The following is a 22,445-nucleotide window of genomic DNA, read 5'->3' as shown; positions in this document are numbered from 1 at the left end:
CGTGGACGTCGCCGACGCGCTGGCCCACTGCCTGGCCAAGCCGGGCGCCTGGCCCGACAACCCGTGGGACCACGAGTTCCCCGTGGCGAAGGTCGGGCCGGGGGAGCACGGCAAGATCTTCGCCTTCCTCTCCGCGGGCGGCGTCGGGGTGAAGGCCGGGGCGTCGCGCGACGAGGCCGACGAGTGGCTCGCCCGCTACCCCGACGACGCGAGCGTGATGGCCTACATCGGTCGGTCCGGCTGGAACGACCTCGCCTTCGGTGGCGCGATCCCCGACGACGAGCTGCTGGAGGCGATCGACGAGTCCTACCGGCTCGTGGTCGACAAGCTGCCGAAGAAGCACCGCCCCACCGGCTGGGAGCAATGACCGACGTCCCGGCTCGTCGGAGCGCCCGCGGCGCCGAGAGGTGCCACTATCGGGCCATGACGAGCGCATCACCCCGGGCGCCCGGGCGATGAACCTGCGGCGCTACAACCTGGTGCTGCTCCTGCTCGGCGTCGCGCTGGGCGCGGCGCTGGCCGTGCTTCTCGCACGGGAGCCCTCCGGCGACGAGGAGACGGAGCAGGGCTCGGCGCCGTACGCCGAGGTGGAGCGAGCCGCCACCGCCGAGGTGCAGGCGTTCCTCGGCATCGACCACGAGCTGGTCGACGAGCAGGCGCAGACGGTGCTGGACGGCGCCACGGGCGACTTCGAGGAGCAGTACGCCGCTCAGCTCGACAGCCTCAAGCAGTCGGCTCGCGCCCAGGAGTCCACGGCGGTCGCGACCGTGCTCGAGGTCGGGATCAGCGAGATCGACCGGGCCAGCGCCACCGTCCTCGTCGCCGCCGACACCGAGGTCACCAGCAAGTCGACCGCCGGCGAGCCGAGGACGGTGCCGTGGCGCATCCAGCTCCAGCTGGTCGAGCAGGACGGGCGCTGGCTCACCTCCGGGCTGCGGTTCGTGGGATGACGACCATGACCACCCCGACCCCGGACGTGCGGCAGCAGACCCGGCCAGGCGTCCTCGGCAGCGCCTGGCTCGCGGTGCTGCTGACCGCCGTGGTCGCCGGCCTGGCGGTCCTCACCGGCGTCACGGCGTACGACGCCCTCGACACCCCACCGGCCGCCGCCCCCGTGAGCGAGGAGCTCGCCGACCCGGACGCGCGCGCGGCGGTGCTCACCGCGGCCACCGAGGCGAGCCAGCGGGTGCTGACCTACCACCACGACTCCTTCGAGCAGGACCTCGACGCGGCCCGAGGACGGTTGACGCCGGACTTCCGCACGGAGTACGACTCGGCCATGGAGCAGGTGCGGGCCAACACCGCGAAGAACCGCATCTCGCAGGAGGCGACGGCCGTCGCCTCCTCCATCATCTCGGCCACCGACGAGCAGGCGCAGGTGCTGGTGTTCGTCAACCAGCGGACCGCGTCGGCCCGGACCAAGGGCGACCAGCTCGTGCGCAGCCGGCTGGTCGTCGACCTCGCGCGCGACGACGGCGAGTGGTTGGTGGCCGGGGTCAACGCGCTCGACTAGTCAGCACGGTTCTCGAACGGGAAGGGGGTGTGGTCGTGCCGCAGGTCGACCTGCTCATCATCGGCGCCGGCCCCACGGGGCTCTACTCCGCCTACTACGCCGGGTTCCGCGGCCTCGGCGTCGCCGTGGTCGACTCGCTGCCCGAGCTCGGCGGTCAGATCACGGCGATGTATCCCGAGAAGGCCATCCTCGACGTGGCCGGCTTCCCGACCGTCAAGGGCCGCGACCTGGTGGCCGGGCTGGTCGCCCAGGCCGACACCGCCTCGCCGGAGTACTTCCTCGACCGGACCGCCCAGACGCTCGCCCACGAGGGCGAGCGGGTGGTCGTCGGGCTCGACGACGGCACCGTCATCGACGCCGGGGCCGTGCTCATCACGGCCGGCATCGGCAAGTTCAGCCCGCGGGCCCTGCCCGCCGGCGACGGCTGGGTGGGGCGCGGTCTCGAGTTCTTCGTGCCCAGCTTCGCGCCGTACCACGGGAAGGACGTGGTGATCGTCGGTGGCGGCGACAGCGCCTTCGACTGGGCGCAGCACCTCGAGCCGATGGCCCGGTCGGTCACGCTGGTGCACCGCCGCGACGCCTTCCGCGCCCACGAGCGCACGGTGGCCGCCGTACGCGACTCCTCGGTCGAGATCATCACCAAGGCCCAGGTGACCGCGCTGCGCGGGGAGGTCGGGGTCGAGGAGGTCGAGATCCTGGTCGACGGCCAGGAGCCGCTCGTGCGGCCGGCGCAGGCGGTCGTGGCGGCGCTGGGCTTCATCGCCGACCTCGGCGCGCTGCAGACCTGGGGGATCGAGACCGACAAGCGGCACGTCGTGGTCGACTCGTCGATGCGCACGAACCTCGATCGCGTCTTCGCCGCCGGCGACATCACCGAGTATCCCGGCAAGGTCCGCCTGATCGCCGTCGGCTTCGGCGAGGCCGCCACCGCGGTCAACAACGCGGCGGTCGCGATCGACCCGAGCGCGCACGTGTTCCCCGGCCACTCGAGCGAGGGCTGAGGTCAGCGCAGGATCAGCCGGACCGCGCGCTCCATGTGGGCCGCGGTCTCCTCGGCGGTGCTGCGTCCGGTCACCCACGCGACCAGCGCGGACAGCCAGACGTCGCCGATGACGCGGGCGATGGCGACGTCCTCGTCGCCCGCCTCGCGGGCGTCGGGGCGCATCGCGTGCGTGAGCATCCGGTTGAGGAGCCGGCCCACGACGCGGATCTCCTGCGCCACCGACTTGTCGGCGAACATGAAGGCCCGTGTCAGGGCCTCGGTGAGGTGCGGGTCGCCCTGGAGCCCCCGGGTCGTACGCCGCAGCACGGAGATCACCCGGTCCGCCGGCGTGTCCCCGGGGATCGTGCGCTCGGCGAGCAGCGCCTCCTCGCGCTCGAACTCCCGCGCCAGCGTGGTGACGAGCAGGTGGATCTTGGAGGGGAAGTAGCGGTAGAGCGTGCCGAGCGCGACGTCGGCATGCTCGGCGACGGCCCTCATCTGCACGGCGTCGAAGCCACCGGCTGAGGCCAGCGCGATCGTCGCGTCGAGGATCCGCTCGCGTCGCCGGCGCTGCGCGGACGACCCGAGCGCCTCGCCCGACAGCGCATGGGTGCCGCTCACGATCGCCTCCGGTCCGTCCGCGTGGATGGATGGAGCATAATAGGAACACGTTTCACTTCGAGAAAGGTCGCGACGCGTGCGCATTGCATTGCTGTCCTACCGGAGCAAGCCACACTGCGGCGGCCAGGGAATCTACATCCGTCACCTCAGCCGGGAGCTGGTCAACCTCGGCCACGAGGTCGAGGTCTTCTCGGGCCAGCCCTACCCCGAGCTCGACGAGGGCGTGCGCCTGACCAAGGTGCCCAGCCTCGACCTCTACCGCGAGCCCGACCCGTTCCGCACCCCGCGCCCCAGCGAGTTCCGCGACCTGATCGACGTCGAGGAGGTCCTGACCATGTGGACCGCCGGCTTCCCCGAGCCCAAGACGTTCAGCTCGCGGGTCGTCCGGCTGCTCAGGACCCGCGTCGACGACTTCGACATCGCCCACGACAACCAGGTGCTCGGCTACGGGATGCTCGAGATCGAGAGGATGGGGCTGCCGCTCCTGACCACCATCCACCACCCGATCACCTTCGACCGCCGCATCGACATCGCCGCTGCGCCGACCCTGCGCAAGAAGCTGTCGCTGCGACGGTGGTACGGGTTCCTGCGGATGCAGACCAAGGTCGCCCGGCAGGCGCGCGCGATCCTCACCCCGTCCGACACCTCCGCTCGTGACATCGCCGCCGACTTCGGCGTCGACCCGGCCCGCATGCAGACCGTGCTGCTCGGCGTGGACGACGCCTTCGTGCCGCCGACGCAGCCGCGCGTCCCCGGCCGGATCCTGGCCATGGCCAGCGCCGACGCCCCCATGAAGGGCATCGCCACCCTGCTGGAGGCCTTCGCCAAGCTGCGCACCGAGCGCGACGTCGAGCTGCTGCTCGTCACCCGGCCGGAGCCCGGCGGTCGCACCGAGAAGCTGATCGACGCCCTCGGCATCGCCGAGCACGTCACCTTCGTCAACGGCGTCTCCCAGGAGGAGCTGGTCTCGGTGATGGGCTCGGCCGAGATCGCCTGCGTCCCCTCGCTCTACGAGGGCTTCTCGCTGCCGACCGCGGAGCTGATGGCCTGCGAGACCCCGCTGGTGGTGTCCCGTGCCGGTGCGATCCCCGAGGTCGTCGGCCCCGACGGCGAGTGCGCGGTGCTGGTGACCCCCGGCGACGTCGGCGAGCTGGAGCTGGCGCTCCTCGAGCTGCTCGACGACCCCGAGCGGCGCGCTCGCATGGGCCGCGCCGGCCGTGAGCGCGTGCTGCGGCTCTTCAGCTGGCGGGCGGTGGCCGCGGCCACCGCTGCGGCGTACGAACGAACCATCGCGGACTTCCGCGCCGAGAAGGAGAACACCAGTGCTGACCGTTGACTTCGACCGCCTCGGCCTGCGCCCCGGGGACCGGGTGCTCGACATGGGCTGCGGTGCCGGCCGCCATGCGTTCGAGATGTACAAGCGCGGCGCCGACGTCGTCGCCTTCGACCAGGACGCCGACGAGCTCGCCACCGTGCGCGAGTGGTTCGGCGCGATGAAGGAGGCCGGTGAGGTCCCGGACGGGGCCGAGGCAGACGTCACGGAGGGCGACGCGCTCGCGCTGCCCTTCGCCGACGGCGAGTTCGACCGCATCGTCGCCGCCGAGGTGCTCGAGCACATCCACGCCGACGTGGAGGCGATCAAGGAGCTCGTCCGGGTGCTGCGACCGGGCGGGACGCTCGCGATCTCGGTGCCGCGCTGGCTGCCGGAGGTCATCAACTGGAAGCTCTCCGACGACTACCACAACGCCGAGGGTGGTCACATCCGGATCTACACCGACCACGAGCTGATCGACAAGGTCACCAAGGCCGGCCGCTTCAACGACGGCACGCCGGGCGACGCGATGGTGTTCGAGGGCAAGGGCTACGCGCACGGCCTGCACGCGCCGTACTGGTGGATCAAGTGCGCGGTCGGTGTCACCAACGACCAGCACCCGCTCGCCAGGGCGTACCACAAGCTCCTGGTGTGGGAGATCATGAAGAACCCCCGCACGCTCCGGGCCGCGGGCAAGGTGCTCGACCCGATGATCGGCAAGAGCATGGTGCTCTACTTCCGCAAGCCGGACGCCGTCGCCGTCCCCGCCTCGAGTGATGCGGCCTGACGTCCTGACGGGCGTGCCCACCTGGGCGCAGGTGGAGGAGACCGCGGCCTCCATCGCGGCCATGCAGGAGCCCGACGGAGCGATCCCGTGGACGGTCGGCGAGCACACCGACGTCTGGAACCACGTCGAGTCGGCGATGGCGCTGCTCGTCGGGGGACAGGTCGAGGCCGCCGAGCGCGCCTACGACTGGGTCGTCGCGACCCAGCGGGCGGACGGTTCCTGGCCGATGAAGATCGTCGGCGGGAGGGTCGAGGACCACTCGGGGGAGACCAACATGTCGGCGTACCTCGCCGTCGGCGTCTGGCACCACTGGCTGGTGCGGCGGGACGAGGCCTTCGTACGCCGCCTGTGGCCGGCCGTACGTCGCGGGCTGGACTGGGTGGTCGGCATGCAGCTCCCGTTCGGGGGCATCGCGTGGGCGCAGGAGTGGACCGACGGAGCTCCCGCGACGGTCAACGCCGAGGCGCTGCTCGCCGGCTCGTCGAGCATCTACCAGAGCCTCCGCGCGGGGGTGGCGCTCGCCGGCCTGCTCGACGACCCGCAGCCCGAGTGGGAGCTGACCGGCGGCCGGCTGGGGCACGCGCTGCGTGAGCACCGTGACCTGTTCTTGGACAAATCCGAGTTCTCGATGGACTGGTACTACCCCGTCCTCGGTGGCGCCGTGCGCGGCGAGGCCGCGCGCGGGCTGATCGACGCGCGCTGGGACACCTTCGTCGAGCCGGGCCTCGGCATCCGCTGCGTGTCGCGCAACCCGTGGGTGACCGGGGCCGAGACCTGCGAGCTGGTGCTGGCGCTCGACGCGATCGGCGACCGGCCGCGCGCGATGCAGCTGCTCGCCGACATGCAGCACCTGCGCTCCGACGGGGGCCGCTACTTCACCGGCTACGTCTTCCCCGACGACGTGAACTGGCCGGCCGAGCACACGACCTACACCGCCGCGGCGGTGATCCTGGCCGTCGACGCGCTCACGCACATCAGCCCCGGGGCCGACATCATGCGCGGCACCACCCTGGCCGCCGACTTCGCCGAGATCGCGCTCGAGTGCGGCTGCGCGTCAGCCGACCGCGTCGCCGGCGTCTCCTGACGTCCGCTCCAGCACCCGCATCGAGCCCACGGCCTCGACCTCGGTGAACGACCCGCTGGCGAGCGCCGGGAGGTAGATCTCCTCGTACGGCGGACGCCCCCCGTCCGCCGGCTCCGGGAACACGTCGTGGATCACCAGCACCCCGCCGGCCCGCACCCAACGGACCCAGCCGTTGAAGTCGGCACGCGCCGGCTCCGCGCCGTGGCCGCCGTCGATGAACAGCAACGCCAGCGGCGTGCGCCAGTGCCGGGCGACCGTCGTCGAGGCGCCGAGGACGGCGACGACCTGGTCCTCCAGTCCCGCGTCCTCGATGGTGCGGCGGAAGAACGGCAGCGTGTCCATCCGGCCCGTGCGCGGGTCGACGACCTCGGTGTCGTGGTGCTCCCAGCCGGCCTGGTTCTCCTCCGAGCCGTGGTGGTGGTCGACGGTGAAGACCGTGCCGCCCACCTCGCGTGCCGCGGCACCGAGGTAGACCGCCGACTTGCCGCAGTAGGTCCCGACCTCGAGGAGCGCGCCCCGCGGCGCCTGCTCCCGTGCGTGGCGGTGGAGGAGGAGGCCCTCGTCCTCGGGCATGAAGCCCTTGGCGGCTCGGGCATGGTCCAGCCAGTCGGTCACGCGGTGACCCTAGTGGGTGGGGACTCATCACGGCTCGTCACAGTTTCCCCGGCTAGCCGGGGAAACCCGAACTTCGCGGGGCATGCACGCCACGGGAAGTTCACAATTGCCCCGACAAGTCGGGGAACTCAGGGGTGCAGGGTGGGGCGATAGATCAGCTCCTGGGTGTTGCCGTCGAGCGTGCGAGCCTCGAGGAGCTCGAGGTCGTTCGTCGGTGGGCCGCCGGTGCGACCCGCTCACACCCACTCCACGAACGGGCCGGCGCCGGTACGACACCATCAGACCTTCTCGAGCACCAGCCCCGCCATCACGTCCGGGTCGGAGAGCATGTCGATCGCGACGATCCTGTCGTCGACGATGGTGAAGTCGAAGACCACCTTCGCCTCCCCGCGATACATCCACACCGCACCGGCCAGCCCGTCGACGACGGTCGCGAACAGCGCCGCGGCGCCGCCGTTGAAGCGGTTGGCGACGTCCTGCGCCCCGGAGATCAGGGGCACCGGTCCGCCCATCGCCACCGAGGTGGCGTCGGCGCGGCAGACCACGTCCGGGTCGAGCAGCTGCAGCAGGGAGTCGAACTCACCCGCGCGGGCCGCCTTGAGGAAGGCGTCGACGACCTCGCGGCCGGGCGCCGTCGCGGGGGTCGTGCCCCGGATGCGGCGTCGCGCCCGCGAGGCGAGCTGCCGGGTCGCGGCGGGGGTGCGGTCGAGCATCTCGGCGATCTCGTCGAACGACACCGCGAAGAGGTCGTGCAGCACGAACGCCACGCGCTCGGGTGGGTTCAGCTCGTCGAGCACCGTCTGCATCGCACCGCCCACGGCCTCGGCCACGACCGCGTCGTCCTCCGGCGTCGGATCGTCGCCCGGACGCTCGAGGTGGGTGTCGACGAGGTCCTCGCGCCGCGCCGTACGCGACCTGAGCTGGTCGAGGCAGATCCGGGTCACCACCGTGGTCAGCCAGCCGCGGAGGTTCTCCACGTCGGAGGTGTCGGTGCGCTCGTAGCGCAGCCAGGCTTCCTGCACGGCGTCCTCGGCGTCGCCGCCCGGCCCCAGCACCCGCGTCGCCACGGCCGTCAGGTGGCTGCGGTGCTCCTCGAACGATTCCATGTCACATTCCTCCGTGTCGGTCCGTCACCAGTCTGACGAAGCAACCGCACCGGTTGTGACACCTCGACCCGACCACCACGGCGATCCTCACCGACGCCGAGGCAACCAGGTCGGCTCCATCAGCCAGTCGTCGTGACCTGCTCCGGCTCGGCCTCGTCGACGGCGAGGCCGGCCCGCCACGTGTTCCAGTGCCACCCGAGGTAGCGCTCGATCCCGCGCACGACGTGCGCCGAGCGGATCGACGGGAAGACGTCGAAGGCGTGCTGGGCGCCCGGCAGCTCGGCGTACACCACGGACCTCCTCGACACCCGTCGCAGCTTCTCCACGAACGCACGGGCCTGGCCGACATCGACCAGCGAGTCGGTGTCGCCGTGGATGACGAAGAAGTCGGGCTCGTCGCCGTCGATCCGCAGGATCGGGGACGCGGCCTCGAACGCCTCGGGCTCCTCGTCCCAGCGCTTGTTCAGGACCTTGGGTGCGAGGAACCCGTCGCGCATGGACTCCGCGCTGCGCAGGCCCGTGGAGGCGGCGAAGTCGTAGACGCCGTAGTGGGGGACCGCCGCCCGGACGCTCGTGTCGGCGTCCTCGAAGCCCGGCTGCCACTCCTTCGCGTTCGGCGTGACTGCGGCGAGGGCGGCCAGGTGGCCGCCGGCCGAGCCGCCGGTGATGACGACGTAGTCGGGGTTGCCGCCGTAGTCCGCGATGTGCTCCTTGATCCACGCGATCGACCGCTTCACGTCGACGACGTGCGCGGGGAAGGCGTCGCGCGGCGAGAGCCGGTAGTTGATCGCGACGCACACCCACCCGCGCTGCGCCATGTGCTGCATCAGCGGGATGCCCTGGTGGTCCTTCTTGCCGACGGTCCACGCGCCGCCGTGGACCTGAAGCAGGACCGGCGCGTCCGCGAGCTGCTCGTCGTCCGCCGGGCGGTAGATGTCGAGGGTCGAGCGGGGCCCGTACTCGCCGTACGCGATGTCCCGCTCGACCCGGACGGCGCGGTCGGTGAAGTTGAAGGGGTTGAGCAGCTTGCGCCATGGCGTCGCGAGCTCGGCCGGGGTCGGGGCGGCGTCGAGCTGCTCGACGTAGTCGACCCCGAGGCCCTCGACGAGCGCGTCCTCGACCCGCGCGCGGACCTGCTGCGACTGCCGGATGATGTGCGCGAGACCGACGCTGCTGGCCGCCGCGAGCCCGAACCCGATCTTGGTGCGCAGCCGTGACCGCCTCCCGGGGCGCAGCTGGGCGGCGGAGTCGAGGGCGGTGAGCGCCAACACCTGCGGGGCCAGCTCGCCGAGGATCCATCCGGGTGCGAAGGCGTAGAGACCCGAGCGTGGGCCGGTCGGCGGACGGAGGGCGTTGGCGGTCAGGGCGGCCACGATGGCCTGGCGTCGCAGGTAGCTCACGCCGACGATCGTAGCCGCCAACTAGAACGTGTTCCCGTTGCTACGGCTCGATGAGACCGACCCGCACGGCATACCTCGTCAGCTCGGTGCGGTCGCGCATCCCCAGCTTGGACAGCACGTTCTCCCGGTGCCGGTCGACCGTCTTCACGCTGATCGTCAGCAGCCGCGCGATGTCGCGCGACGAGTTGCCCTCCGCGATCAGCTTGACGACCTCGTCCTCGCGCGGGGTGAGTACGGCGCGGGGCAGCCGCTCGCCGCGACGCAGCCGCTCCAGGTAGTCGCGCACCAACGCGCTCTCGGCCCCGGGGTAGAGGAACGACTCGCCCCGCATCGCCGCGCGACAGGCGTCGAGCAGGTCGCGGTCGGCGACCGACTTGAGGACGTAGCCCGAGGCGCCGACCTTGAGCGACTCGAAGAAGTACTGCTCGTTGTCGTGCATCGAGAGCATCAGCAGCCGTGGGTGGGCCGGACGCCGGCTGATCTCGCGGGCTGCCTGGAGGCCGGTCATCCGGGGCATGGCGACGTCGAGGATGGCCAGGTCGATCGGCTGGTCGCCCTCGTGGTCGCGCACCAGCTGCACGGCCTCGTGGCCGTCGTCGGCCTCCGCGACCACCTCGAAGTCGGGCTGCTGGTCGAGGATCATCCGCACCCCGCGGCGCACGAGGACGTGGTCGTCCGCGAGCAGCACCCGCGTGGTCATGGTGCGGCCACCGGGACGCGCAGGGCGGCGACGGTGCCGCCGCCGTCGCGACGCGCCACGTCGATCCGCCCGCCGACCAGGGCGGCCCGCTCGCGCATGCCGCGCAGCCCGGTGCCCTCGGCGCCGCGCGGCAGGCCGTGACCGTCGTCGGTGACACGCAGCTCGATCTCGCGCCCGACCATCCCGAGGCTCAGCTCGACCGTGGTCGCCTCGGCGTGCCGGGCGACGTTGGTCAACGCCTCCTGGGCGACCCGGAAGACCACCAGCTCCACGTCGGCCGGGAGGTCGGGAAGACCCGGCATGATGCCGCGGCGCACGTGGGTGCGGGTGGAGCCGAACAGGTCCTGGGTCAGGGCGGCGAGGGCGCTGCGCAGGCCGAGGTCCTCCAGCACGTGCGGGCGCAGGGTCCGCGCGACCGACCGCACCTCGTCCAGGCTGGCCCGGACGCCGTCGCGCACCCGATCGAGCGAAGGCGACGGGGCGGACTCGGAGAGGAGCTTGAGCTCGAGGAGGACGGCGGTCAGTGACTGCCCGACCCCGTCGTGCAGCTCCTGGGCGATCCGGGACCGCTCCGACTCCTGGGCGGCGAGGGCGGCCGCCGCGCTGGCGCGCTGGGCGTCGTCGATGCGCTCGAGCAGGTCGTTGACGGCGACGGACACCGGGCGCGTCACTCCCGAGGCCGGCACCGCGACCCGCTCCTCCGGGGCCGCGGACGCCGCACTGGTCAGCTGATGCCGAAGCCGCTCGAGGGGCCGCAGGGCGCGGCGGACGAGCACCGAGTTGGCCACGATCATCACGGCGAGGCCGACGAGCAGCACGACGGACTCCGAGAGCACCGGCTGGCTGGAGACGGTCGCGGGGGAGAGCGCGAGGACGGCGGTGCCGGCGGCGAAGAGCAACCCGTTGATCACGATCACGCGGGTGGACAGGGAGAGGTCGCTCGCCATGCGGCCACCCTAGGTGCGGCGCGGCCGACGCGGATGTGGGTGGCGGACCCCATGGGCTCGCGCCGTACGACCCCGGAGACTGGTGATGCGGGTCCCTCCCGATGCGCTCGGGGGGACCCGACCAGCCTGAGGAGGACCCATGGAGATCGTGCTCGTCGTCGGACTGATCGTCGCCGCCCTCGCGGCCGGCACCGTCCTGCGCCTGCTCTCGTCCCGCGAGCGGCCGTCCCTCGAGCCCCGGCACAGGGTCGTCGTGGCGACCGCGACGACGGCGGACGGTGTGACGGCGCACCTCCAGGCGACCTACGTGCTGACCGTGCTCGACGCCCAGGACGCCGGACCCGGTCCCGACGAGTTCGTCGACACGCAGCTCGGCTCGCGGCTGCGGCACCTGATCGCCGAGCGTCTCGTGGGCGAGCTCCCCATCACCGGCGAGTCGGTCGACGACCTGATCGGCGACGGCCTGCCCGGGGTCCGGATCGAGCACGTGACGGTCGCCTCGACCGACGTGGTCGTCTCACCCGAGCTGCGGCGACTCGTTCGCGTGTCCTGAGGTCTCCACGAGCTCGGTCTCGACCGGCCACGGCGTCCACGCGTCCTTCAGCGCGACGACCCGCTCCCACGGCACCTCGCGCAGCTCGTGGTCACGGGTCTCCAGGCGCTGGCGGTGCAGTGTCTCGTCGCTGCACCGGACGTGGACGACCCGCAGGTCCACCCCGTGCCGCTCCGCGAGGTCGAGCCACGCCTGCCGCGCCTCGGGATGGTCGTTGACCGCGTCCGCGACGACGGTGTGGCCGAGGCTGAGCTGCACGTCGACGAGACGGTTCGCGACGGCGTACGCCGCGAGGCCGACCGGTTGCGCTGAATCGACCCCGGCATCGTGGAGGCCGCGTTCGATCGTGTCGACGGAGATGACAGCACAGCCGAGCTCGCCGGCGATGCGGTGCGCGACGGTGCTCTTTCCGCTGCCCGGGAGGCCCGTCATGACGACGAGGGTCATGTGCGCAGGTGGTCGGCGAAGAAGCCCAGGACCGCGTCGACGCCTGCCTGCTGGCGGTGCGCGGTGACGGTGGAGTGCCCCTTGCCCTCGAACTCGACCCGGATGAAGGCGTCGCCGAGCTCGCGGGTGAGGGTGTCGAAGCGGGTGCCCACGGCCGGGTCCTTGCGGTAGCGCAGGCCGAGGACCTGCTGCCCGCCCTGGCAGCGGCCCTTGACGATGTCGAGGTCGCCGGGGGAGAGGTTGACGTCGGCGGCGCGCTTGCTGCCGACGGCGAACGGCGTGCTCGGCTGGCAGAGCACCGGCGCGGTGACGGACTCGTCGACCATCATCGCGAGCGCGAAGCCGCCGGTGAAGCACATCCCCAGCGCGCCCACGCCCGGTCCGCCGAGCTCCGCGTGCAGGTCGCGCGCCAGCGAGCGCAGCCAGACCGCGACCGGCGTCGTCTCGCCGGTGCGCAGCTTGGTGAACTCGCGGCTCACGCACACCTGCCTCAGGGCGTTGGCGGTCGAGAGCGCGGTCATGTCCGCGCCGTCCGTGCCGAAGAGGCTCGGCATGACCACGGTGTAGCCGGCGTCGACGACCTCCTGCGCGAAGGTCGCGACCTCGGGCGTGATGCCGGGGATCTCGTGGATGACGATCACGCCGGGACCGCTGCCCTTCCTGTACGTCGCATGGCTGACGCCGTCGTGCGTGTGCGAGCCGCGGGTCCAGCCGTCAGGAAAGGTCATGTGCGCAGTGTGGCGCACACCGGGGCTCGCGGGGGTCACCCGTTCGGTCGCGGCGGACCATCGGCGACACTGTCGGGGTGAGCGAGCTGCCGAAGGAGCCTGTCGAGTCGTTCCCGGGCAGCGCCCGGCACGACTTCGAGTGGCGACCCGGCGAGACGATCGAGGTCGACGGCGAGCTGGCCGAGGTGCGCGCCCGGATGTTCCGCGACGTGCTAGGGCGCTACGCATCGGGCGTCACCGTCGTCACGACGGTGCTGGACGGACGGGCCACCGGTCTGACCTGCCAGTCGTTCACCAGCGTGTCCCTCGACCCGCCGCTGGTCGCCTTCCTGCCGACGCGTCAGTCGCGCGCCTTCGCCTCCATCCAGCGCTCCGGCACCTTCTGCGTCAACTTCCTCGGCGCCGGCCAGCGTGAGCTGTCCGACGTCTTCGCCTCCGCCAGCGACGACAAGTTCGCCGGCGTCGACTGGACGCCCACCCCGGCGACCGGTTCGCCCCTCCTGGCCGGCACCGTCGGGCACGTCGACTGCACCGTCCACTCGATCCACGAGGCCGGCGACCACTACCTCGTGATCGGCGCGGTCGTCGGGCTCGCCGCCGGGGACGTCGACGAGCCGCTGCTCTACTACCGCGGCGCCTACCGCAGCTGACAGCGTTCTCACGCGGGCTCGTCCGGACACCTGGATCCGCCGACGTGAGCGCTCTCTGATGTCATGCTCAGGTGAGCGAACACTTCTACCGCCCCGCGGAGGGTCACCGGCTTCCGCACGACCCGTTCAACTCCATCGTTGCGCCGCGCCCGATCGGCTGGATCGCGACGCTGGACGCGCAGGGACGACGCAACCTCGCGCCATACAGCTTCTTCAACGCGCTCAACTACACCCCGCCGCTGGTGGGCTTCTCCAGCAACGGCTGGAAGGGGACAGTGGCCAACGCGGAGGCCACGCGCGAGTTCACCTGGAACCTCGCCAACCGTCCGCTGGCCGAGCAGATGAACGCGACCTCCACCACCGAGGACGTCGACGAGTTCGAGGCGGCGGGACTCGAGGCCGCAGCATCGCTCGAGGTCAAGGCGCCTCGAGTCGCCGCGGCACCGGTCACCTTCGAGTGCCGAGTCACCCAGATCATCGAATTGCGCACCGCGACGGGCGAGGCCAGCGGCTCATGGTTCACCGTCGGCGAGGTGGTCGGCGTACACATCGACGAGGACCTGCTGGTCGACGGCGTCTACGACACAGTCCGGGCGCAGCCGATCCTGCGGGCGGGCGGGCCGACGGCCTACTTCGGCATCGACAGCAACAACCGGTTCGACATGCGCCGCCCACAGTGACCCAGCCGTTCCGCCGCGCGACGTTGCCTGATCCGGCCGAACGTCCTCTGATGTCGAGACGAGCGTGCGTTCGCTCCCGGCAGCGTTACTACTCAGGAGCCCGCGCAATGCCCAGCGCGTCGCTGATCCGGTCGTCGAGCCAGCGGTAACTGCACAGCGCCCAGTCACCACTGGGCTGCGTCTCACGTGCCAGTGGCTGCTGCCGCTCATCGACGAAGCGCGCTCGCGCCGCATCCCAGAAGCAGTGCTGCACAAGCAACGCGGCTGGGTCCAGTGCTTGGTGATGGAGGGTCTCGAAGTAGCCCTTGGTCCACGGCATCCGGTTGATGAACAAGGGCGGGAGCAGCAGCCGGTCAGGTCCCAGGTCGTCTGGCACGGTCGTCTTCGTCCGCGCGCGGTCCCGATAGACGTAGATGAGGAACGCAGAGGGCGTGGGCGCCAATGGCGGTTCCAGGTCTGCGCCCACGACCCGCCCGAAGAGGAAGGTGCCGTCTGACAGTCCCATGGCGAAGATGTCGCCCTGCTCGGGCCGTCTGTTCGAGCGTCTCAGGACCTTGAGGTTCGTCTGCGGGCTAGGCATGCGTCAGAGTAGAACGCACCCATCTGCCGCGATGTGCATGGCTTCAGCACACCCCCCACGAAGAAACGCGCCTGGCGCTCGGCACCGCTCACATGTCGCGGTAGCGAACTGCACCCTCCAGCGCCTTCTCGAGGTCGGCAGCGGGTGCTGGACGGCTCGCGGTGGCGAAGTCCTCGGCGTCGGGATCGACGTAGGGGTGGACGTAGGCGGCCGTGTCCCGCTGGTAGCGCCATCCTTCGGCGAGGGGTCCGACGTCGTAGGCGTCGTAGCCGACGGAGTCGAGGAACTGGGTGACGGTGTCCTTGGCGAGGGCGTCGTCTCCGGCGATCGGGAGGGCGGAGCGTTCGGCGCCACCTCGGGACCGGTGGAGGGCGCCGAGGTGAGCGAAGAAGATGTTGTTGAAGGCCTTCACGACGTGCGACTCCGGGAGGTGGGCCTGTAGGAGCTCGGAGGTAGTGGTGGTCTCGTCGTCGAGCTCAGCGATGTGGCCATCGCGGTCGGGGTAGTAGTTGTTGGTGTCGATGACGACCTTGCCGCGGAGCGGTTCGACGGGTACGTCGCGGTAGGCCTTCAGCGGCACGGTGACGACGACGATGTCGCCGGCCTCGGCGGCTTCAGCAGCGGTGGCCGCTCGGGCGCCGGGACCGAGGTCAGCGACCAGCTCGGCCAAGGTCTCGGGGCCTCTGCTGTTGCTGAGAACCACGTCGTGTCCGCCAGCGAGGGCGAGGCGAGCAACGGTGCTGCCGATGTTTCCACTGCCGATGAGTCCGATAGTTGTCATGCTCAGCCGAACGGACTCCGGGGTGTCTTCATTCCGGGGCATCGCCCGCCGCGACGCCGACGATCGGTCAGCTCGTGAACTGCGCGAGCTGCAGGAGATTTCCGCAGGTGTCATCGAGGACGGCGACGATGACCGGACCCATCTCGGTCGGGGGCTGCGTGAAGGTGACCCCCAGCCCGGTGAGGCGCTCATGCTCGGCATGGACGTCGTCGACGCTGAGCGCGCAGTAGGGGATGCCGTCTGCGGCGAGCGCCTCGGTGAAGGGCGCCACGGCGGGGTGGCTCTTGGGCTCGAGCGAGACCTCGGTCGCCTCGACGGCGCTGCCCAGCCTGACCGTGAGCCAGCGGTGCTCCCCGAGGGGAACGTCCGCGGTGACCTCGAAACCGAGCGGACCGGTGTAGAAGTCGAGGGCCTGCTGCTGGTCGTCGACAAAGATGCTGACGGTGTGTAGCTTCATGCGTCTGCCTTCCGGGTGGGCCACCGCTCGGCGATCTCCGCGAGCGGACGGGTGTCGATGGTGTGGAACTTGTAGCGCCCTCGGCGCTCGGCCTCGACCAGGCCGGCCGCCTCGAGGATGTCGAGGTGCTGCGACACGGCCTGGCGCGTGAGAGTGAGGTCGTGCTTGAGCGCCAGGCGCGAGCACAGCTCGAAGAGCGTCTGCTCGTCGCGCTCGACGAGCTCGTCGAGCAGGGCCCGGCGGGTCCCGTCTGCCAGCGCCTTGTAGATGTCGGCCACGGCGTCGACAATAGGCAAGCATCGACTTGCCTGTCAACGCGGTGGCTCAGAGGTAGGGGGTGGCTCAGAGAGCGCAAAGGTCCGGGTCGAGCAACCTCGCTGGCCGCCTCGCGTCCGTCCATGCGCCGATCAGGTCGAGGATCCTCGTCCACAGGCGTCGCCGTACGGCGACCAGCTGCACCGGTCCGGCGCGACCGTCGCCCACACACGCCACACGGTGGACGACCCTCCCGCGGCACCTCCGACCGCTGCGGAGCTCGCTCCGTTGCTGGACGGGATCCAGCGCGCCTACGTCTGCGGGTCCTCGTGCCTCGCGGAGCTCGCGGAGGACCTCCCGGACGTCGTCGAGCGCGGCCACCTTGGTCCTCGACGAGCTGATGACACTCCGCTGAGGCCGCCGCAGCGGTTCACGACGAGCGCCAGCCGACGCTGTTGGCCAGGCCGACCGCCTCCAGCTGGGACGTGACCTCGAGCTTCTCGCGGATCGCCTTCACCTGCCCCCGCACGGTCGCCTCGGAGACGACGTCGTTGCGCGCGATCTCGTGGACGTGGCGTCCCTCGATCAGTGCGCCGAGGACCTGCCTCTCCCGCGGGCTCAGCAGGTCGAGGCGGCGCCGCGCGTCGTCGGTGGACAGCCGCGCGTGGCGCCCTGCGCCGAGCAGGCGTTCGAGCTCCCCGCTGTTCATCACCGACAGACCCTGTTCGAGCCTCCGCACGATGCTCAGGATCTGTCGCAGCGGCTGCTTCTTCGACACGACCTTCCTCGCCCCCAAGCGCGCGCACGCTCCCCAGCGACCTTGGTCGCCGGAGGCGGTCACCACCACGACGTTTGCTCCGGACTGGGCCAGGGGAGCGACGAGGTCGATGCCGTCGCCGAACGGACCGAGGTCGAGGTCGAGCAGCACGGTGTGGGCCCGGCTGCCCAGGACGGTGGCCCGGAGCGTGGCCATCGAGCCGTCCTCGGGCAGCGACTGGACGAGCGCGTCGTAGCCATGGCGAAGCAGTGCGAGCTGCATGGTCTCTGCGAACAGTGCGTGATCGTCCACGATCACGACCCTCGCCCCTTGCCGGTCGCCGTCGCTGGGCGGCGATGAGGCATGGTCCGTCCCGTCCACAGCGACCTCCGTCCCGGACCGCGCAGGGGTGGCACGCGCTGACATGCGCACTGGTCCATCCCCCTGTCGACTGCGACGGACCGGGCTGCCACCCAGCGTGTCGCCTGGCGGTTGCCCGGCTGTTGCCCATCAACAGTTCGGGGTCGGCGGTCCGTCCGGATTGGTGACGACGTCGCGCCGCGTCGGCTCGTCAGCCCTCGATCGGGTGATGACGTCGCGGTCGATGGCGCCGTACCCTCACGTCATGAGGACGGTGGCGACGCGGGCCGTGGTCGGGGTGATCGCGCTGATCTCGCTGCTCGTCGTGCTGATGCTCCTCGAGGCCACCGGCGGTCACGACGGGTGGCTGTGCGAGTGGGGCATCGACACCGACGGCGCGGGGACAGGCACGACCGGATGCGGCTGACGGGTCCGGCGCTCAGCCCGGGCCGGGCGAGCTGACCTGGTCGGAGCCCCTCCGCCGCCTGACGAACGGCTTCCCCATCACCTGGGCGACCACGGACCCCGGCAACCAGTACATCGCACCGACCAGGGCGCCGACAGCGGCGAGGCCGCGCCACGTGTCGCCGTCCTCGAACGCCCAGAAGCCGAGACCGACCCAGACGATGGCGAGCACCGCCTGGACGGGGCGACCCCCGACTGCTGGTGGCGCCCGGTCCGGTCACGGCACGAGGCTACGCCCCTCGCGCCGTGCCGGACCGCTCAGCGCACGCCCGGCTCCGGCAGCTTCGGCACCAGCGTCCGGCACTTCGGGCCGGCACAGTCCTCGAGCACGTCGAGGTAGTCGGCCAGCGCCCTGCGCACCTGGCGGTAGTCGGGGTCGAGGGCGACGTTGGTCAGCTGGTAGGGGTCGGTGGTGCGGTCGTAGAGCTCCACGAACCGCGGGCGCTGCCACCGCACGAGGGTGTAGCGCTTGGTCCGCACGCCACGCCACTTCCAGGCGGTGGCCTTGTCCTTGCCCTTCGACCCGGCCTGGATGAGCAGCCCGCGGTCGCGCTGGCGACGGTCCTCGACGGCGTACCCCAGCAGGCTGCGGCCGTCGATCTCGACCATCGGCTCGGCCTTCGCGAGCTCGGCGATGGTCGGCGCGAGGTCGGTCATCGAGACGATCTGCTTGCGGCGCTCGCCGGCCGGGATCTCGGGTCCGCGCATCACGAGCGGGACGCGCAGCGACTCTTCGTAGGGGACGTTCTTCCCGACGAGGCGGTGCTCGCCGAAGAGGTAGCCGTTGTCGCTGGTGAACAGGATGACCGTGTCGTCGAGGGTGCCGGCGGCGTCGAGCGCCGACACGATGCCGGCCACGGCCTCGTCGAGGGCCGCGAGCGTGCGCAGCCGGGCGGTGTAGATCGTCTGCTGCTCGGCCGGGACGACCTCGGGCAGCTCCTGCACGTCGCGGGGCTTGTCGCCGCGGTCGGCCTCGTTGAACGACGGCGCGGACAGCGACGGCAGCACCACGTCGCCGAGCAGCCCGGCGTGGCGGTCGGCCGCGGGCGGCGGACCCGAGCAGTCCGTCTCGCTGTTGCCCTGGCAGGTGCCGTGCGGCGCGATGAAGCTCGACCACAGGAAGAACGGCTGGCCGGTGCTGCTGAACTGCGTCACCAGGTCGGTGGACTGCTGCGCAACGACGTCGGTGTAGTAGTCGCTCTCGGTGAACTGCACCAGCTGGCCGTTGTCGTACTGCAGGAACGAGCGGTAGTCGGAGAGCGTGCCGACGATCGGCTTCCACTCGTCCCAGCCGGGCTCGATGCCGTCGTCCTGGTCGTAGCCGTGCATGTACTTGCCGATGAAGCCGGTGCGGTAGCCCGCCTCCTGCAGCCACAGCGGCAGCGCCGTGTCGGGGTCGAAGCCCTCGTGCCCGCCCCAGGGCGGCGAGTTCGTGCGGACGCCGTTGTTCTGGGCGTACTCCCCACTGAGGATCTGCGCCCGCGCCGGACAGCAGTTGGGGTGCGGCGCGATCATGTTGTTGAACGTCACGCCGGTCCTGCCGAGCAGCTGTCGCGTCTGCGGCATCCACTTCAGCTCGGGCTTGGTCTGGTCGTCGGACGTGATCAGCACGATGTTGGGCTGGTCGCCGACGCGCACGCCCGACGTCGCAGGCGGCGGGCTCGCGGCCGGGGCCGCGGCTTCCTTCCCCGAGCACCCGGCCAGGACCACCCCCGCCAGCAGCAGCAGGGTGACGGCGAGGGCGGGTGGTCGTGACACGTCTCGAACCCTAACTCTGACATGATCGGTCGCCATGATGGCCTTCCCGCAGCACGGCTTCGTGCTGCTGGCGATGCCGAAGTGTGCGTCCACCTCGATCGAGTCCGCGCTGGCGCCGTACGCCTCCCTCGTCATCGACCGGCCGCCCAGCCGCAAGCACCTCGGCTGCGCCGGGTTCACCAAGCGCGTCGCCCCCGACCTCGCCGCGCAGGGCCACCCGCGCGAGAGCTACGAGCTCGTGACGATGTTCCGCGACCCGGTCCGGTGGCTCGAGTCCTGGTGGCGCTACCGCGCACGCCTCGACGACGGCAGCGACAACTCCACGCAGGAGCTGACCTTCGAGGACTTCGCCCGGGCGTACGTCGATGCCGACCCGTCGGCGCCGACGCCCCGTGGCCGTCCGGGTGCCTTCATCACCCTCGACGGGGTCGTCGAGGTCGACCGGGTCCTCTCGGTCGAGCGTCCGGACGTGTGGCAGGCGTGGTTCGGCGACCGCGTCGGCGCCGACGTGAGCGTCGAGCGGCGCAACGTCTCGACCGAGCGGATCGCTCCCGAGCTGTCGGCGCAGACGCGCGCCGAGCTCGTCGACTACTTCGCGCCGGAGTACGCCGTGCAGTCACGGCTCGCCGAGACCGGCGAGTGGTCCGGGGCGAGGGGCACGCCCCTCGCCGTACCCCCTCGACCGACGAAGACGAAGCACCTCAAGGGCGCTCAGAAGTCGTAGCCGAACGCCTCGACGTCCTTGGCGTAGACCTCGCCGATGCGGTCGCGGGCGGCGGGGGAGTAGTAGTCGCGGTAGGACCCGTGCGAGGTCGTGTTGCGGCGCGGGATCTCCGTCACCTCGATGCCGAGCTCGCGCTGGACCGTCGCCATGTCGGCGGCGAGGTTCTCCGTGCGGCCGATGAAGTCGGCGCGCTGCTCGCCGTCGACGAGGTAGTCGACCTGCGGCATCGCGAGCCGATCGACCTCGGCGGTCCCGCGGAGGATGAACTCCTCGAAGTCGGCGTAGGCCGCGACCGTGCGCCACAACGGGTTGCCGTCGCGGGTCGAGCCCCACTGGCCTTCCTGCGGTCGGCCGGAGGACGGCCCCCAGCGCCGGTCCCAGGTCTCGATCATGGAGTACCACGACACCATCCGCGCCCACGGGTTGCGGACGAACCCGAAGGACCAGTAGCCCGCGAGCTCGGGGTGCTGGGCGAGGATGCGCCGCAGCCGCGCGTGCCGCTGCTTGCCGACCGAGCGGGCGTCGGGGCACATCTCGCGGAGCAGCTGCTCGACCGAGGCGCCGCCCGTCTTGGGGATGTGGACGAAGAGCATCCGGCGTTCGTCGGAGATGAGCACGTGGCGAGGGTATCGAGCGACCGCCGTGGGGGTGGACCCTAGGCTCGGGCAGGTGAACCGATTCCGCGCCCGCAACACCTCCGAGGCGACGCTGCGCTCCGAGCCCCACCTGGTGTGGAAGGTCCTGACCGACCCGGACCTGCTGCCCGAGCTGACGCCGTACCTCAAGCGGATCGAGGTCGACGGTGACCGCTGGACCTGGCACCTGACACGGATCCCGGTGATGAGCGCGACGATCACGCCCACCTTCACCGAGGTGATGACCTTCGAGGAGCCGACCCGGATCGTGTTCGCGCACGACGCGGAGCGCACCGACGAGCGGACCGGCGTCGAGGGCCACTACGAGCTGACCCCGGACGGCACCGGCACCCACGTCGCCATCGACCTCGAGATCTGGTGCGACCTACCGCTGCCGCGGGTGTCGCGCATCGCCGTCGAGACCGTGATGTCGGGCGTGGTCGCGGCGATGGGCAAGCGGTTCGCGTCCAACATGCTGCGACACCTGGGGGAATGACATGCGCATCCTGGTCCTCGGCGCCACCGGCTACGTCGGCTCCCGGCTGGTCCCCGCCCTGCTGGCGGACGGCCACACGGTCGTCGCCGCCTCCTCGTCACCGCCCGACCCCGCGCGCTTCGAGTGGGGCGGCATCGTCGAGTGGGCACAGTGCGACGTCACCTCGACCGACGACGTCGCCGCGGCCATCGAGGGCGTCGACGGCGTCTGCTACCTCGTCCACTCGCTGAGCTCGCGCGGGTTCTCGGGCATCGACCTGCTCGGTGCCCAGGTCGTACGCCGCGCCGTCGACGCGGCCTCGGTCTCGCGGCTCGTCTACCTCAGCGGCCTGGTGCCCGACGTGCCGCACGGCGAGCTGTCGGCCCACATCGCGTCGCGCCTCGACGTCGAGGAGGAGCTGCTCGACTCGAACGCGTCGACCCTCGCCCTGCGCGCCGGCATCGTCATCGGCGCCGGCTCGACATCCTTCGAGGTCATCCGGCAGCTCGGCTCGCTGCTCGTCGTCCAGCCGATCCCGACCTGGCTGAACACCCGCGTGCAGCCGATCGCGGTCACCGACGCCGTGCGTGCCCTCGTCGAGGCGTTCACGCCCGAGTCCACGCTCGAGGGCGCCGTCGACATCGGGGGCCCCGACGTCATGGCCTACCCGCGGTTGCTGGCGGCGTACGCCCGGGCTGCCGGCCTGCTGCGCGTGCGCGTGCCACTGCTGTTCGCTCCCACCGCCGTGGTCGCCGCCGGCACCGCCGGGCTGGTGCAGGCGCCCTTCTGGACCGTCACCGCGCTCGTCGAGTCGCTGCGCCACGACATGGTCTGCCGTGACGGCGCGACCTGGGAGCCGGCGGACGGCGCGCCCCTGCTGACCGTGCGCGAGGCCATGGCCCGCGCCCTGGCCGGGACCGGGCTGGAGGGGCCGCTGCTCAGCGACCCGTCGTGGACGCGCCAGGACGCGCCGTGGGTGGACCGGCTGCCCGCGCCGCGGACCGTGCGGGCCGGCGCCAGCCTCGCCTGGCACCGGCTCCGCCCGCTCATCGAGGGCTGAGCGCCACTCGGCG

General features: G+C 71.4%; 30 protein-coding genes. 14 read left to right on the top strand and 16 right to left on the bottom strand.

Features of this window, described 5'->3' with window-relative positions; all coding sequences use genetic code 11:
• Position 1: 1 nt before the first annotated feature.
• Genes C7S10_RS16035 through C7S10_RS16020 form a run of 4 tightly spaced genes read left to right on the top strand, consistent with a single transcriptional unit; the run spans position 2 to position 2,514 of the window.
• A complete protein-coding gene (locus tag C7S10_RS16035; protein WP_108345450.1) occupies positions 2-367 on the top strand; it encodes an MmcQ/YjbR family DNA-binding protein in 366 nt (121 codons plus the stop codon).
• 40 nt (positions 368-407) lie between these two features.
• Positions 408-950, top strand: coding sequence for a hypothetical protein (locus tag C7S10_RS16030; protein WP_133176543.1), 543 nt, complete (start codon positions 408-410; stop codon positions 948-950).
• 5 nt (positions 951-955) lie between these two features.
• Positions 956-1,513: a hypothetical protein gene (locus tag C7S10_RS16025; RefSeq protein WP_133176542.1), complete on the top strand. Its 558-nt coding sequence runs from the start codon at positions 956-958 to the stop codon at positions 1,511-1,513.
• A gap of 35 nt (positions 1,514-1,548) precedes the next feature.
• Positions 1,549-2,514 carry an NAD(P)/FAD-dependent oxidoreductase gene (locus tag C7S10_RS16020; RefSeq protein ID WP_108345577.1) on the top strand — a complete coding sequence of 322 codons (966 nt, stop codon included), beginning with the start codon at positions 1,549-1,551 and terminating at the stop codon, positions 2,512-2,514.
• Between the two features lie 2 nt (positions 2,515-2,516).
• Here C7S10_RS16020 and C7S10_RS16015 read toward each other — a convergent pair whose 3' ends face one another.
• On the bottom strand, positions 2,517-3,116 hold the full coding sequence (locus tag C7S10_RS16015) for a TetR family transcriptional regulator (RefSeq protein ID WP_243395419.1): 600 nt from the start codon (positions 3,114-3,116) through the stop codon (positions 2,517-2,519).
• 76 nt (positions 3,117-3,192) lie between these two features.
• On the opposite strand from C7S10_RS16015, the gene C7S10_RS16010 reads away from it, so the two are divergent.
• Genes C7S10_RS16010 through C7S10_RS16000 form a run of 3 tightly spaced genes read left to right on the top strand, consistent with a single transcriptional unit; the run spans position 3,193 to position 6,299 of the window.
• Positions 3,193-4,452, top strand: a complete 1,260-nt coding sequence (locus tag C7S10_RS16010) for a glycosyltransferase family 4 protein (protein ID WP_108345447.1) — start codon at positions 3,193-3,195, stop codon at positions 4,450-4,452.
• Positions 4,439-5,215 (top strand): class I SAM-dependent methyltransferase, encoded by a 777-nt coding sequence (locus tag C7S10_RS16005; RefSeq protein WP_108345446.1) that lies wholly within the window; start codon positions 4,439-4,441, stop codon positions 5,213-5,215. The genes C7S10_RS16010 and C7S10_RS16005 overlap by 14 nt, the downstream gene beginning before the upstream one ends.
• On the top strand, positions 5,205-6,299 hold the full coding sequence (locus C7S10_RS16000; protein ID WP_108345445.1) for a prenyltransferase/squalene oxidase repeat-containing protein: 1,095 nt from the start codon (positions 5,205-5,207) through the stop codon (positions 6,297-6,299). Before C7S10_RS16005 ends, C7S10_RS16000 begins: the two co-directional genes overlap by 11 nt.
• Here the strand turns inward: C7S10_RS16000 and C7S10_RS15995 are convergent.
• The 5 genes from C7S10_RS15995 to C7S10_RS15970 all read right to left on the bottom strand — a co-directional run bounded on the left by C7S10_RS15995 (position 6,270) and on the right by C7S10_RS15970 (position 11,067).
• Entirely contained in the window at positions 6,270-6,914 is a 645-nt protein-coding gene (locus C7S10_RS15995; protein ID WP_243395417.1) for a class I SAM-dependent methyltransferase, read from the bottom strand. The two genes, C7S10_RS16000 and C7S10_RS15995, sit on opposite strands and share 30 nt — an antisense overlap.
• A gap of 278 nt (positions 6,915-7,192) precedes the next feature.
• Entirely contained in the window at positions 7,193-8,020 is an 828-nt protein-coding gene (locus C7S10_RS15985; RefSeq protein WP_108345444.1) for a sigma-70 family RNA polymerase sigma factor, read from the bottom strand.
• A gap of 119 nt (positions 8,021-8,139) precedes the next feature.
• Positions 8,140-9,420, bottom strand: coding sequence for an alpha/beta hydrolase (locus C7S10_RS15980; protein ID WP_108345443.1), 1,281 nt, complete (start codon positions 9,418-9,420; stop codon positions 8,140-8,142).
• 40 nt (positions 9,421-9,460) lie between these two features.
• Positions 9,461-10,120, bottom strand: coding sequence for a response regulator (locus tag C7S10_RS15975; protein ID WP_108345442.1), 660 nt, complete (start codon positions 10,118-10,120; stop codon positions 9,461-9,463).
• Complete coding sequence (locus C7S10_RS15970) at positions 10,117-11,067, bottom strand: sensor histidine kinase (protein WP_108345441.1); 951 nt, start codon at positions 11,065-11,067, stop codon at positions 10,117-10,119. Before C7S10_RS15970 ends, C7S10_RS15975 begins: the two co-directional genes overlap by 4 nt.
• A gap of 139 nt (positions 11,068-11,206) precedes the next feature.
• Between C7S10_RS15970 and C7S10_RS15965 the strand changes: the two genes are divergently transcribed.
• Complete coding sequence (locus tag C7S10_RS15965) at positions 11,207-11,620, top strand: hypothetical protein (protein WP_108345440.1); 414 nt, start codon at positions 11,207-11,209, stop codon at positions 11,618-11,620.
• Here the strand turns inward: C7S10_RS15965 and C7S10_RS15960 are convergent.
• Together C7S10_RS15960 and C7S10_RS15955 are read right to left on the bottom strand one after the other, a co-directional pair.
• Positions 11,585-12,052, bottom strand: a complete 468-nt coding sequence (locus tag C7S10_RS15960; protein ID WP_165807183.1) for a P-loop nucleotide/nucleoside kinase family protein — start codon at positions 12,050-12,052, stop codon at positions 11,585-11,587. The genes C7S10_RS15965 and C7S10_RS15960 overlap by 36 nt on opposite strands.
• Before the next feature lie 11 nt (positions 12,053-12,063).
• Positions 12,064-12,795 carry a dienelactone hydrolase family protein gene (locus C7S10_RS15955; RefSeq protein ID WP_108345438.1) on the bottom strand — a complete coding sequence of 244 codons (732 nt, stop codon included), beginning with the start codon at positions 12,793-12,795 and terminating at the stop codon, positions 12,064-12,066.
• A 77-nt stretch (positions 12,796-12,872) separates the two neighbouring features.
• On the opposite strand from C7S10_RS15955, the gene C7S10_RS15950 reads away from it, so the two are divergent.
• Both C7S10_RS15950 and C7S10_RS15945 read left to right on the top strand, forming a co-directional pair.
• On the top strand, positions 12,873-13,445 hold the full coding sequence (locus C7S10_RS15950) for a flavin reductase family protein (RefSeq protein ID WP_243395416.1): 573 nt from the start codon (positions 12,873-12,875) through the stop codon (positions 13,443-13,445).
• Positions 13,446-13,516: 71 nt separating this feature from the next.
• A complete protein-coding gene (locus tag C7S10_RS15945; protein ID WP_108345436.1) occupies positions 13,517-14,125 on the top strand; it encodes a flavin reductase family protein in 609 nt (202 codons plus the stop codon).
• 88 nt (positions 14,126-14,213) lie between these two features.
• Here C7S10_RS15945 and C7S10_RS15940 read toward each other — a convergent pair whose 3' ends face one another.
• From C7S10_RS15940 to C7S10_RS15915, 5 genes are all read right to left on the bottom strand, one after another.
• Positions 14,214-14,705, bottom strand: coding sequence for an Imm26 family immunity protein (locus C7S10_RS15940; protein WP_108345435.1), 492 nt, complete (start codon positions 14,703-14,705; stop codon positions 14,214-14,216).
• Between the two features lie 88 nt (positions 14,706-14,793).
• The gene (locus tag C7S10_RS15935; protein WP_243395415.1) at positions 14,794-15,528 is read right to left on the bottom strand and encodes an NADPH-dependent F420 reductase; all 735 of its coding nucleotides are present in this window, start codon (positions 15,526-15,528) and stop codon (positions 14,794-14,796) included.
• Positions 15,529-15,553: 25 nt separating this feature from the next.
• On the bottom strand, positions 15,554-15,943 hold the full coding sequence (locus tag C7S10_RS15930) for a VOC family protein (protein WP_108345433.1): 390 nt from the start codon (positions 15,941-15,943) through the stop codon (positions 15,554-15,556).
• Positions 15,940-16,221: an ArsR/SmtB family transcription factor gene (locus C7S10_RS15925; RefSeq protein ID WP_108345432.1), complete on the bottom strand. Its 282-nt coding sequence runs from the start codon at positions 16,219-16,221 to the stop codon at positions 15,940-15,942. Before C7S10_RS15925 ends, C7S10_RS15930 begins: the two co-directional genes overlap by 4 nt.
• A 407-nt stretch (positions 16,222-16,628) precedes the next feature.
• Complete coding sequence (locus tag C7S10_RS15915; RefSeq protein ID WP_243395414.1) at positions 16,629-17,267, bottom strand: LuxR C-terminal-related transcriptional regulator; 639 nt, start codon at positions 17,265-17,267, stop codon at positions 16,629-16,631.
• A gap of 313 nt (positions 17,268-17,580) precedes the next feature.
• Here C7S10_RS15915 and C7S10_RS22295 point away from each other — a divergent pair, with 313 nt between their 5' ends.
• Complete coding sequence (locus tag C7S10_RS22295; RefSeq protein ID WP_165807182.1) at positions 17,581-17,742, top strand: hypothetical protein; 162 nt, start codon at positions 17,581-17,583, stop codon at positions 17,740-17,742.
• A 12-nt stretch (positions 17,743-17,754) separates the two neighbouring features.
• On the opposite strand, the gene C7S10_RS15905 is transcribed toward C7S10_RS22295, so the two are convergent.
• Both C7S10_RS15905 and C7S10_RS15900 read right to left on the bottom strand, forming a co-directional pair.
• Positions 17,755-17,952 carry a hypothetical protein gene (locus C7S10_RS15905; RefSeq protein ID WP_108345428.1) on the bottom strand — a complete coding sequence of 66 codons (198 nt, stop codon included), beginning with the start codon at positions 17,950-17,952 and terminating at the stop codon, positions 17,755-17,757.
• An 86-nt stretch (positions 17,953-18,038) separates the two neighbouring features.
• Positions 18,039-19,538: a sulfatase family protein gene (locus C7S10_RS15900; RefSeq protein ID WP_165807181.1), complete on the bottom strand. Its 1,500-nt coding sequence runs from the start codon at positions 19,536-19,538 to the stop codon at positions 18,039-18,041.
• Positions 19,539-19,572: 34 nt separating this feature from the next.
• Between C7S10_RS15900 and C7S10_RS15895 the strand changes: the two genes are divergently transcribed.
• A complete protein-coding gene (locus tag C7S10_RS15895; protein ID WP_165807180.1) occupies positions 19,573-20,262 on the top strand; it encodes a sulfotransferase family protein in 690 nt (229 codons plus the stop codon).
• Here the strand turns inward: C7S10_RS15895 and C7S10_RS15890 are convergent.
• Positions 20,250-20,879: a sulfotransferase family 2 domain-containing protein gene (locus C7S10_RS15890; protein ID WP_133176540.1), complete on the bottom strand. Its 630-nt coding sequence runs from the start codon at positions 20,877-20,879 to the stop codon at positions 20,250-20,252. The genes C7S10_RS15895 and C7S10_RS15890 overlap by 13 nt on opposite strands.
• A gap of 52 nt (positions 20,880-20,931) precedes the next feature.
• Here C7S10_RS15890 and C7S10_RS15885 point away from each other — a divergent pair, with 52 nt between their 5' ends.
• Both C7S10_RS15885 and C7S10_RS15880 read left to right on the top strand, forming a co-directional pair.
• Positions 20,932-21,393: an SRPBCC family protein gene (locus C7S10_RS15885; RefSeq protein WP_165807179.1), complete on the top strand. Its 462-nt coding sequence runs from the start codon at positions 20,932-20,934 to the stop codon at positions 21,391-21,393.
• A gap of 1 nt (position 21,394) precedes the next feature.
• On the top strand, positions 21,395-22,432 hold the full coding sequence (locus C7S10_RS15880; RefSeq protein WP_108345423.1) for an NAD(P)H-binding protein: 1,038 nt from the start codon (positions 21,395-21,397) through the stop codon (positions 22,430-22,432).
• Positions 22,433-22,445 lie beyond the last annotated feature (13 nt).

This window comes from Nocardioides currus (genome assembly GCF_003057875.1).
In the GTDB taxonomy this organism is placed as follows: domain Bacteria; phylum Actinomycetota; class Actinomycetes; order Propionibacteriales; family Nocardioidaceae; genus Nocardioides; species Nocardioides currus.
Note: the sequence above shows the minus strand (reverse complement) of the source record. Positions and strands in the feature narration are given on the sequence as shown.

What these genes read in the sequence shown, in the direction of transcription:
- C7S10_RS16025 (WP_133176542.1), top strand. Translation starts at nt 956, where the DNA reads ATGACCACCCCGACCCCGGACGTGCGGCAGCAGACCCGGCCAGGCGTC.
- C7S10_RS16000 (WP_108345445.1), top strand. Translation starts at nt 5,205, where the DNA reads ATGCGGCCTGACGTCCTGACGGGCGTGCCCACCTGGGCGCAGGTGGAG.
- C7S10_RS15985 (WP_108345444.1), bottom strand. Translation starts at nt 8,020, where the DNA reads ATGGAATCGTTCGAGGAGCACCGCAGCCACCTGACGGCCGTGGCGACG.
- C7S10_RS15975 (WP_108345442.1), bottom strand. Translation starts at nt 10,120, where the DNA reads ATGACCACGCGGGTGCTGCTCGCGGACGACCACGTCCTCGTGCGCCGC.
- C7S10_RS15970 (WP_108345441.1), bottom strand. Translation starts at nt 11,067, where the DNA reads ATGGCGAGCGACCTCTCCCTGTCCACCCGCGTGATCGTGATCAACGGG.
- C7S10_RS15965 (WP_108345440.1), top strand. Translation starts at nt 11,207, where the DNA reads ATGGAGATCGTGCTCGTCGTCGGACTGATCGTCGCCGCCCTCGCGGCC.
- C7S10_RS15960 (WP_165807183.1), bottom strand. Translation starts at nt 12,052, where the DNA reads ATGACGGGCCTCCCGGGCAGCGGAAAGAGCACCGTCGCGCACCGCATC.
- C7S10_RS15955 (WP_108345438.1), bottom strand. Translation starts at nt 12,795, where the DNA reads ATGACCTTTCCTGACGGCTGGACCCGCGGCTCGCACACGCACGACGGC.
- C7S10_RS15940 (WP_108345435.1), bottom strand. Translation starts at nt 14,705, where the DNA reads ATGCCTAGCCCGCAGACGAACCTCAAGGTCCTGAGACGCTCGAACAGA.
- C7S10_RS15935 (WP_243395415.1), bottom strand. Translation starts at nt 15,528, where the DNA reads ATGCCCCGGAATGAAGACACCCCGGAGTCCGTTCGGCTGAGCATGACA.
- C7S10_RS15930 (WP_108345433.1), bottom strand. Translation starts at nt 15,943, where the DNA reads ATGAAGCTACACACCGTCAGCATCTTTGTCGACGACCAGCAGCAGGCC.
- C7S10_RS22295 (WP_165807182.1), top strand. Translation starts at nt 17,581, where the DNA reads ATGAGGACGGTGGCGACGCGGGCCGTGGTCGGGGTGATCGCGCTGATC.
- C7S10_RS15895 (WP_165807180.1), top strand. Translation starts at nt 19,573, where the DNA reads ATGATGGCCTTCCCGCAGCACGGCTTCGTGCTGCTGGCGATGCCGAAG.
- C7S10_RS15880 (WP_108345423.1), top strand. Translation starts at nt 21,395, where the DNA reads ATGCGCATCCTGGTCCTCGGCGCCACCGGCTACGTCGGCTCCCGGCTG.